The sequence below is a fragment of the Clostridium sp. AM49-4BH genome (genome assembly GCF_003478335.1).
Classification (GTDB): domain Bacteria; phylum Bacillota; class Clostridia; order Lachnospirales; family Lachnospiraceae; genus Butyribacter.
In genome coordinates, this window is record NZ_QUFB01000068.1 from 1 (window position 1) to 10205 (window position 10205).

The 10205-nt window shown below is 43.7% G+C and carries 8 protein-coding genes and 1 other RNA gene; 3 read left to right on the forward strand and 6 right to left on the reverse strand.

What is annotated here, in order from left to right; genetic code table 11:
- Positions 1–151: 151 nt before the first annotated feature.
- A complete protein-coding gene (locus tag DW981_RS13255; protein WP_118508054.1) occupies positions 152–895 on the reverse strand; it encodes a WecB/TagA/CpsF family glycosyltransferase in 744 nt (247 codons plus the stop codon).
- 21 nt (positions 896–916) lie between these two features.
- Positions 917–2200, reverse strand: coding sequence for a LytR C-terminal domain-containing protein (locus DW981_RS13260; protein WP_118508055.1), 1284 nt, complete (start codon positions 2198–2200; stop codon positions 917–919).
- 178 nt (positions 2201–2378) lie between these two features.
- On the opposite strand from DW981_RS13260, the gene DW981_RS13265 reads away from it, so the two are divergent.
- Positions 2379–3113 (forward strand): SDR family NAD(P)-dependent oxidoreductase, encoded by a 735-nt coding sequence (locus DW981_RS13265; RefSeq protein WP_022024702.1) that lies wholly within the window; start codon positions 2379–2381, stop codon positions 3111–3113.
- Positions 3114–3123: 10 nt separating this feature from the next.
- Here DW981_RS13265 and DW981_RS13270 read toward each other — a convergent pair whose 3' ends face one another.
- The 3 genes from DW981_RS13270 to tadA all read right to left on the reverse strand — a co-directional run bounded on the left by DW981_RS13270 (position 3124) and on the right by tadA (position 6413).
- Complete coding sequence (locus tag DW981_RS13270; RefSeq protein ID WP_118508056.1) at positions 3124–5469, reverse strand: cyclic nucleotide-binding domain-containing protein; 2346 nt, start codon at positions 5467–5469, stop codon at positions 3124–3126.
- An 88-nt stretch (positions 5470–5557) separates the two neighbouring features.
- An RNA gene (gene ffs, locus DW981_RS13275) (signal recognition particle sRNA large type) lies at positions 5558–5822 on the reverse strand.
- Positions 5823–5921: 99 nt separating this feature from the next.
- Positions 5922–6413: a tRNA adenosine(34) deaminase TadA gene (tadA, locus tag DW981_RS13280; protein ID WP_118508057.1), complete on the reverse strand. Its 492-nt coding sequence runs from the start codon at positions 6411–6413 to the stop codon at positions 5922–5924.
- Positions 6414–6683: 270 nt separating this feature from the next.
- On the opposite strand from tadA, the gene DW981_RS13285 reads away from it, so the two are divergent.
- On the forward strand, positions 6684–7241 hold the full coding sequence (locus tag DW981_RS13285; RefSeq protein ID WP_182434293.1) for a GNAT family protein: 558 nt from the start codon (positions 6684–6686) through the stop codon (positions 7239–7241).
- On the opposite strand, the gene DW981_RS13290 is transcribed toward DW981_RS13285, so the two are convergent.
- On the reverse strand, positions 7238–8422 hold the full coding sequence (locus DW981_RS13290; protein WP_022024706.1) for a DUF6128 domain-containing protein: 1185 nt from the start codon (positions 8420–8422) through the stop codon (positions 7238–7240). The two genes, DW981_RS13285 and DW981_RS13290, sit on opposite strands and share 4 nt — an antisense overlap.
- A 423-nt stretch (positions 8423–8845) precedes the next feature.
- On the opposite strand from DW981_RS13290, the gene DW981_RS13295 reads away from it, so the two are divergent.
- Positions 8846–9694, forward strand: coding sequence for an Mrp/NBP35 family ATP-binding protein (locus DW981_RS13295; protein WP_022024707.1), 849 nt, complete (start codon positions 8846–8848; stop codon positions 9692–9694).
- The last annotated feature ends 511 nt before the right edge of the window (positions 9695–10205 follow it).

Here is a 10205-nt window from a genome sequence, read left to right on the forward strand (position 1 = left end):
CTTCAGATTCCACCTCACGATGGACACCCTTGGTCTTGGCTGTATCCTTCCCACTACTAGGGCGGATTAGGGACTTTCACCCATTGGCGACGTGCGCCGCAAGGCGCACATCAAAAAGAGGATAACCTATCATTGGTTATCCTCTCTTACTTCAAATATCTTTTTCATCTGATTTATTATTATATTGCACAACTTTCTTTCGAAATATACGTGCTTGAACATCTTTTTTGACCGATTGCTGGCGAACCAGTTTCTCATACAGCGGTTCCAAATGAAGTTTCTTGACCCACTCCGGCGCTTCTTTTTCCTCAGCCAAGATCAAGCTCACCACACCGCCGATCGCTACACACAGACGCGCATGCAGCAATGGCAAATGCTCCATGATCCAAATTTCCTGCGGCCCGGTCTCTAAATCTACCAACAAAATATCCGGCGTATGATTGTTGATCTCATTGATCAGCGCTGCGGCCTCCATATCCGGATCATACACAACACTTCCTGATAATCGAAGCCCCGGCTGCATACGTTTGCACCAAGTTTCCAATTGTTCTACTTCCGTGCTGCTCTTTCCTATTATATATACGCTTTGATCTTTTTTCTGAAGATTTTCTAACATAATGCCAAAGCTTTTACAGCTGACTACCATTCCACCAGCTTCCAGCACTTCAACATGATGTGCACTAAGCAGTGCCTCCTCACCGGGCAGGATCAAATCCGCCTGCTCGATCACTTCACGATACGACTCCTCCCCCATTGCCTTATCTAACAGCTCCGTCGACGCAAATAATATCACATCTAACTTATCGTCCGAAAGATATTCATTCATTTTCTGGACAAAGACATCATTCGTCATCATATCAATGTCAATATCCAGCACTTTTACTGAAGCGTGCATCGTTTCGTTATACCATCCTTGCTACTGATTTGCATCAGCGGTACCCAGAATAATCTCGATATCATATCCTTGATCCACCATACCAACGGTTACCTGTGGATTTTTGAAATATTTCTTCAAATCCTCTCCTTGACCATCTTCTTTAACAATAATCTTTGTCTGTGTCAAGGTCTCTTTAGTATAATCCCCTACTTGAGGTACAGTATACCCCTTCTTCTGTAATTTCTGCTGTGTCTTACCGGCCAGTCCGGCAATCTTACTGCCGTTGAGCAGAATTATCTTAAGTCCTTTGGAACTTACTGCTTTCTTACCTCTCTTTGGCTTTGGCGTCGTATTACTGCTTGCTGCAGGCGACGTTGTCGCTTTTTGCGTTGTCGTAAGATCCTGAGCCGCTGTATATGGCACTTCGTTATTGATCAGACCTTTGAAAAACTTCTTGGCAGCCTTTGTATCTACAACAAACACCTTACCATCGTAGCTTCCCGGACATCCCCAATAATGGAAATAGTCCACATTCATCTGCTCATAACTTTGAATATAACCAATCTTGTTCGTCACTGTCAGATTGGAAGTCACGCGATCATACTGTGATTTGATAAAATCCGCAATCTTCGATTCATCACCATTCAGATCTTTAAGCTGCTGCACATACGCATCGCTGGCACAAGAAATCTTCATCTTTGTCTTGGCTCCGGATGGCTCCGGCGATGCAGAGGCAACCGGTGATGCGGTCTGTTCTACATCCACAGTCTTTTTGTAACTAACCTTTACTTTGACTTCCTGATAATGGTTGTTATATGTTTCCTCATCCAAAACCGTATAATAGCTTAAACTTGTTCCGATCATCTTTTCCACGATCAACGAACCGTATCCATACGCTTGCTGTTCATCTGCAAAATACTGTTTCAGCTTGCTGATACGCATGATCTGCGGAATATTCTCACTTATAGTACATAGTTTGCGATACATTGTTGTCGGAATTGTATAATCGTTCTTTGTTGGTATTGTAACATAATCCAAATTATTGGTCTTAGTATTACATATTTCAACCATCATATGTGTGATCTGATCTTTTTCATTACATACATAGATTAAGTTTTTAGAAATATCCTCTGTCTTCGCCTCCTTAATGATCTCCTTAATACTATCCTTATCCGTATTCACGTTAGTCGCATTCTTCGATAGGAAGTGATAGGATATTTTGTAACTGCCAAATCCAACGGCGATCAAAATGCAAATTCCCAGGATAGACTTGCCCAAATTAATAGCAAATACTTTCCAAATATTATTCTTAGTACCCTTCATGCTTGTTTTCTCCTTTTCCCACTAATCGTCGCATATCTATGCGCTGCTATCAAACCCCCAGCTTTCATTACACAAACATTCAAACTATTATAACAAATCTTTTTACCCCTGTAAAGTATATTGCCATTATGCTATACTACTTTTATTACAGATAAATTTTACACGAAATGAGGTTAGTATGAATACAGCCAAAACAGCTATAGTAACCGGGGCATCTCATGGGATCGGTCAGATGACCGCCCTAAAACTTGCAGCGGCAGGCTACGACCTTGCCATCTGCTGTCAAAAAGACATGACAGCGCTCTCTGCTGTTGCAAAGCAGATTACCGCTAACGGCCGCAACTGTCTTGCGATGCAGTGCGATGTTGGCGACAGTGCTCAAGTAGCAGATTTTTTTTCACAAATACAGATCACATACCCACATATTGATCTGCTCATCAACAATGCAGGTATCTCCTATGTTGGTTTGCTACAGGATATGTCAGACGATGAATGGACTGCCATTGTAAATAGCAATCTGTCCTCTGTATTCTACAATTGTCGTGCTGTCATTCCGACCATGCTCGCCCAACAATATGGCAAAATTATAAACATCACGTCTGTTTGGGGCGAAATAGGAGCCTCCACTGAAGTTGCTTACTCTGCAACGAAAGGCGGTGTCTGTGCTTTCACCAAAGCCTTGGCAAAAGAACTCGGTCCCAGTCACATTACTGTCAACGCAGTCTCCTGTGGTTTTATCGATACCCGGATGAATGGACAGCTTTCCGACGACGAGCGCAGCTCTCTGTTTGAGGAAATCCCTGTCGGCCGACCGGCTTCTGCCGAAGAAACCGCTGACTTTATTGTACAAGTCGCTCAAAGCGGAGAGTACCTGACCGGCCAGGTGCTGCGTTTTGACGGCGGTTGGATATGATCCACCCCGTTTACAGATCGCGGTAAAAATCTCTTGTCTGTATGATCTCTGCCGGAACTTCTATGCCGTCTTTCTCCCATACACGGAATTTTAACGCATATTCTTTATTTTTCTTACCTGTTTCACGCATAAAACGTGCCATTGCATCACGGAACAACGGTTGTTCTACTATTGTCTCACGAATCTTTTTAGTAAACGGGCAATACGTCGCCATAATCTCTCGAACCGTCTTATTTAACGTGATCCCGCCCTTTGCCTCATGTCGGATCCAGTTAATATAATCCGTCACAAAGACCTCTCGTGTATTGTTTCTGCATTTCTGGATCTGCATTTTTAATTTTTCTTTCTTGTCCTCTGACAAATCCCTGTTTTTGCGGTAAAACTGGATATAATCACTATATTCACTTGTCAGCGATTTTATCTGAATATTGTTCCACGAAGTCCCCTGCATCGTGCGACACAGCTCCCAGCGAAAACGTCCGCACAACTGAATCATGGCAAGCTCTAAATCCCCTTCAAAGAAATGAGGCATCAAAAAACGACCTTTGGAATTTCTTCTGCGGCCGCTCAGTTCCTGCCACATAATCCCTTTGGTACCACAAGCAGGCAGCAAAATAACGTCCGGTGCCACCTCTTCCATCATATATTCCTTTGTGATCGGCGAATCGTCTTTATGAAACAGCATCTCACGATAAAATACCGAATAATCAATCTGTCTGAGCTTGCGCAGGCTCGCATTGATCTTATCTTTTGATAAAAAGGTACGTTGCAATGATGCTGAACTTCCTTCCGTAAACAAAAACGGTACGAATACCGATGCCTGACCACTTACCAGACGATGATTTACGCGGAACATATTGGTAATCTCGTAATCCAATTTTGCATCGCGATCCTCAAGCTGCTCTTTCATCTGCGCTTCCGTGATCCGTCCGGTTTTTTTCTGATCTCGCAGAAAATCTTCATAATCCAGATCAAATTCACTCTTAGAAGGACTTTTACGCCCCTCGTAAACCTCGGTGAGCCATTCTTTCATATCATAAACGCGGCAGTCTCCGCGTCCGGAACGATCGTTGTCCAACGAAAGCAGCTCCTCTAACAATTCTTCCGTCAATAATGTCTCACTTAGAAATCCATAACGCAGGAAAAGGTCGATCTCGATCGGTGTCTCCTCCGTGCTGTGATACTCTTTATAATATACTGCCTTATACAGCGGATAATACTGTTTTAATATATTACGACGCAATTCTCTTGCGTTGTCATCCGTCGACATCTTGTCCGACAATGCTGCAAACGCTCGAACATCCGCTTCAAATTGCTGTGTTTGTTCTATTGGAAGCTCTGAATACCTTAAAATGTGCTCCAAGGAATGATCTAACTCCTCAACGCTGACAAAGTTTTCCTCTACTAAGGCAAACTCTTCCGTCAAAGCATCCACTGTTTCTTCTTGTGATGCCCCATCACAGATTAGGCTGTAGTATGCATTATCCATAGAATTATGGTCAATCTGCAGATTGATACTTGCCTGTTCGTATAAAACTTCTTCCAAACGGTTGATCTCATCGATCAACTTATCAAAAATCTCCATCCCGGCTTTCGTGTCCGCATCAATCCTCTTGGCAGTTGCCACCATATGCAAAACCGATAAATATAAATTTTTGTCTGTACGAAACATTGGGCCAACCAAACTCTGCAGATATGCTGCATCTGCTTCACATTGATCCAGCAGATCACGAAGCAGATTGATCTGGTCCTTAATATGATAGACTGCAATCGTCTCTGATGCACCAAAATATGCCTTTTGAACATCCTGTTTCAATCCGCTTAAGATATCATAATAAGTAATCTTTTCTTCATCTAATGCCGTCCAATGCATCAACGGCGACAACTCTTCAATCCCAGGCAGTTCATCCGTTGTGATCCCTAACTCCTGCCCAATCACCTGATAGGATCTATACTGTTCCTGCAAAAATTCATAATCCCTCTCTGCCTGCTCTTCCAGCGTGTGATATACACCCGCAAGAGCATGTATATATTTTCCTAATGTAGCAACCATAAGTGCTGCATAATCCTTGTTCGCCTTAAAAATCTGCTGAAGGGTCGCCTGAAGTTCGCCGGCACGAAAGATATAGATTGCGAGATCCGTTTCAGCTTGATATGTAACACGATACATCCCATCCTGTAAATCCGTCAATCCCAAGAAATGTCCGGATCCAATGACCAAATTAACACCCTCTGCCTGTATGCGTACTCGACCTTTCAATACAAGCCCAACATAAGCAGCTTCACTGCCGCGCTCAAAAATAATTTCACCCTTCATGATCTGATTGACACAATAGGGTTTTCGCTCCGTATTCATTCAATCTCCTCCTTATTGAAAACAGCGACGGGGAACTCTTGATAACGTCACACTACATAACAGCAATTTCCTATAAAATAACAAAAAACCGTGCATTCTGCGTTGAATCCATCGCTGCAAACGTTACCTTTGCAGTTAACTCAGCCCCGGCAACCTCGCGGCACACGGAAGATCTCACTTAGTGCTGCTAGGTTCCCCTCCTGACACGGTTCATGAGTTTCCATTGCGCAAGACCAAAGCGTCAACGCCACTTACAAAGGGCAGCTTTGCAAGCCATAGACCCGAAACAGAACATCACCCCTGCTATAGCGGATTGCAGGTACAGGGAACCGCTATCTCCCCGGCTAGCACGGAAATCTTATGACAAAATCAAGCGGATGCTACTCGCATCTTCGAGCGCTTCTTTTACAGAAACGACACAAATTTTATTATATAGATTCCTGTATGCCCTGTCAAGATTGTTCTTTTTGCGTTTTTTTCTGCCGGCGCAATTCCCGAAAAAAATCCTGCATCATCTGACTGCATTGCTCTTGCAGTACTCCAATAACCTTGTCCACTTGATGATTGAAGCGTTTTTCCTGCAGCAAGTCCAAAATGCTTCCGGCGCACCCGGCTTTCGGATTCATAGCACCGATCACAACTTTGGGAATCCTGGCCTGCACGATCGCACCGGCGCACATCGGACACGGTTCTAACGTGACGTAGAGTTCGCAGTCTTCCAGACGCCAATCCTGCAATTTTTTACTCGCTTTCTTTATTGCAATGATCTCGGCATGAGCCAGAGTACTCCCCTCAATGTTCCGACGGTTGTATCCTCTCGCTAATATTGTTCCGTCTCTTACGATCACGCAGCCGATCGGCACTTCTCCAATTGCTGCCGCTTTTTTCGCCTGCTTGATCGCCTCCCTCATATATTTTTCCGTATTGTCTTTCTGCACCGCCATTTTTCCTCATTTCTAACGTAGTTATGCCATAATAACTGCACATGATTTCTGCGCATAACGGAGTCTAAAAGGGACTCCTAAGTTAAGTGTGCTGTGTTCATTATAATCTTTTTTGTATATTAGAACAACCTTTTGTCTGCCAAAATCACCTACGAAACACTTGCATTTTCCGCACCAATCCGATATGTTTTTATAAGATCACTCAGTCTTTGTATCGATATAAATACGAAGGTGTGAGTCAGATTTTAGACAGAAATGAGGATTGTTATCATGTTAACCTATTATCAATCAGAGCGGCTTGAATTGCGTATATTAAAACCGGACAGTTCGTCAGCCGTTTTGGATTTTTATGAACGAAACCGTAATACGTTAGAGCCGGTAGAGCCTCTGCGTCCACAATATTTTTACACCATTACCTATCAATCCCGCAATCTTACTTGGGAATACAATGCTTTCCTTAAGTCAAAATATATTCGTTACTGGATGTTTCGAAAAAACAGCAATATCCCGATTGGCTGTGTCTGCTTTTCCGAATTTCAGGGCGGAGCCTTTCATCGATGCATGATCGGATACAAACTGGATCAAACCGCCACTGGCAACGGCTATATGCAGGAGGCAATTGCCTTTTTGCTGCCTTTGGTCGCAAAACACTATGAAATGCATCGTTTCGAAGCGATGGTTCTCCCGGAAAATGAGTCCTCTATCCGACTGCTAGAACATCTGCACTTTGTACGGGAAGGCTATCTGCATTCATTTGCGCAAATAAACGGACAATACCGGGATCATCTCCTCTACACCTACATAGTACCGGATTCATCGGAAGATTAGTCCAGTGGCATCAGCCAATATCCAAAAGCTCCGCGACAGTTTTTCTGTCCACAGATGGCAATAAATTCACGAAATCCGGCATTCTCCGCCTTCGACTGCATCATGTTACTATAGATGCCCGGAACACCGATGACATATCCTTTCTCCCATTCCATAAAGATCAAATGGCGATATTGAAAATATCCCTGCATTAAAAACGGATTTCCGGAAAGGGACCACATTCTCATCGGCAAACATCCAATATCCTGCGGCTCTATTCGCACGCATTGTCCGGGATAACGTTCCCCAAACGGACGCATCACCGGAAAAGTAAGCAACATTTTTTTGCCATAGTCCAATTCTTTGCGCTGAAATGGACAGCTTCCGCAGATTGACTGCCCTGTCACCTCCGCCGACTGACTACAACGTTCCATTGAAGCGTTCTCGGGTGTCCGGGAAATCCCTGCCTGCGCCGAGGCAAGATGATCCGCAAATCTCTGTGCTATATTGCTGCCGCTGCCAGACGAAACAACTTCTTTTCGCGGTGTATTGATGCCTCTCTCAGATGAAGCAACTTCTTTTTGCGGTGCCTCGCTGCTACTATCCGCTGAAACATCCATGTTTTGCGGTGTCTCGCTGCTACTATCCGCTGAAACAACCTTGTTTTGCAGTGTCTCGCTGCTACTATCCGATGAAACATCCATGTTTTGCGGTGTCCCGTTGCTACCATCTGATGAAATAACCATGTTTTGCGGTGTCTCGTTGCCGCCCTCAGGTAAAGCCTCTGCTTTTCCTGCATCCTCATGTTGATCCCCCTGCCACCAACGTAATTGCCGTGCATCGATCTGTTCCAAATTCCATGTTGATGCAAAATAATGTCCTTCTTCTACATAAACCAATACTCCATGTACATCGTCGAGAGACAGCCCGGTACCTGCAAGATTGTCCACATTTCCCTCATACTGCCCCTTCATACTGCCATTATTATCTCTCATGACGCCAATGGGTATAAGCAGCACGCCTGTTTTTTCCTGCTGAAACAATGCTGCCTGTGGCAGAGTGGCAAGGTCAGCTCTCCGCATTTGAATCAGCACCCGACACTTTTCACCGCGTTTTTCCAATTTGACATAGCCAACATTGGCTCCCTTGTGTCCATCTTGATATTCATACAAATAGCAAATCATTCGCTCATAACGACCCATTCTTTTCCTCATTTCTGAACCTGTTTCTATACTTCTGTACCACTATATGTATATGGAAAGCTTGTTAGAACAAAATCGTTCATTTACTTCATGATTCAGATTTGGCTTATACGAAGCTGCTGTCGAATCGCATATTACTTACACAAAGTCCCCATACCTCAAATCCTCCACAACAACATATTGCTTATTATGTCAATGACTATATAGTATTTTGCAGCCACCAAAGAGCGATTTCTGCCATCAGAGAACTATAGTAATTGCCTTGCCGCATTTGCGTTTTTGGTGATTTCTAGATTTTGTTATCTCTGATCGTTGATCGTTGATTGTTTGAATGATGGACTTTTTTTCTCATCACTGTTATAATCGTATGTTAGGGTCAAACGTTGTTATACCCAACTAATTTCACAGAAAGGTGGATATGAAATGAGTGAAAATTGTAATCATGACTGTTCGAGCTGCGGAGAGGCATGTGCATCAAGAGATCCAAAGAGCTTTTTAGAAAAGCCGCACGCAGAGAGCAGCATTCGCAAAGTGATCGGCGTTGTTAGTGGCAAAGGCGGTGTCGGCAAATCTATGGTATCATCTTTGCTGGCCGCTAACTTCCAGAAAAAAGGCTACCATACCGCTGTTATGGACGCGGACATTACCGGTCCTTCTATTCCAAAGGCATATGGCATCAACGAAAAAGCTACAGGCGACGAGCATGCAATATATCCTGTTGTTTCCAAATCCGGCATTCAGGTAATGTCTGTTAATCTGTTATTGGAAGATGCTACAGATCCGGTTATTTGGCGTGGTCCGGTCATTGCCGGCACGGTGAAACAATTTTGGCAGGATGTAGTGTGGAAAGATGTCGATTATATGTTTGTCGATATGCCTCCGGGAACCGGTGATGTTCCTTTGACTGTATTCCAAACCATCCCTGTTGACGGCATCGTCATTGTAACCTCCCCACAGGAACTGGTATCTATGATCGTAGGAAAAGCTGTCAAAATGGCACAAATGATGAATATTCCGATCATTGGTATCATCGAAAATATGAGTTACGTGGAATGTCCGGACTGTGGCAAAGCAATCGAAATTTTCGGCAAAAGTCATGTTGATGAAGTTGCTACTCAGTACCATCTTCCGGTGCTCGGACGCATCCCTATGACTCCTTCCATTGCGGCAGCCAGTGACGCTGGTGCTGTTGAAGATCTGGAGGGTAATTGGCTGGATGTTGCGATCAGCGCAATTGAAGCCATTCCGGAGAACCCAGACAAAGTGGAATAAGGTCAAAGCTAAGGCAATTCTTGGTGATATCGAGTTCAAAGCTAAAGCAATTCTTGGCGATGTCGAGTTCAAAGCTAAAGCAATTCTTGGCGATGTCGCACCACACAACAGTAGTTTCTATCAAAAAAGAGGCACCTCTTGATCATATATGACGAGCCTTACGCACAAAGCGCAATATCTCAGTCAGATCAAGAAGTGCCTTTATTATTTATCATTACTTTACTCAAACTTCCCATACCTCAAATCCTTCACAACCACATATTGCTTATTATGTCAAAGAATACTAAGAATTTTGCAGCCACAACATAGCGTTTTCTGCCGACAGAGAACTATAGTAATTGCCTTGCCGCATTTTCGTTTTTGGTGATTTCTAGATTTTGTTGTCTCTGATGATTGATTTACATGCCCTTCGGAAACTCAAAGTCCCGGAAGCAAGGTAATCATCATTTTTGAAAGGGACTTTGCGCTCGTCGTTACTTATGTCTCGTATTTCAGAGACATTAAGTAACGT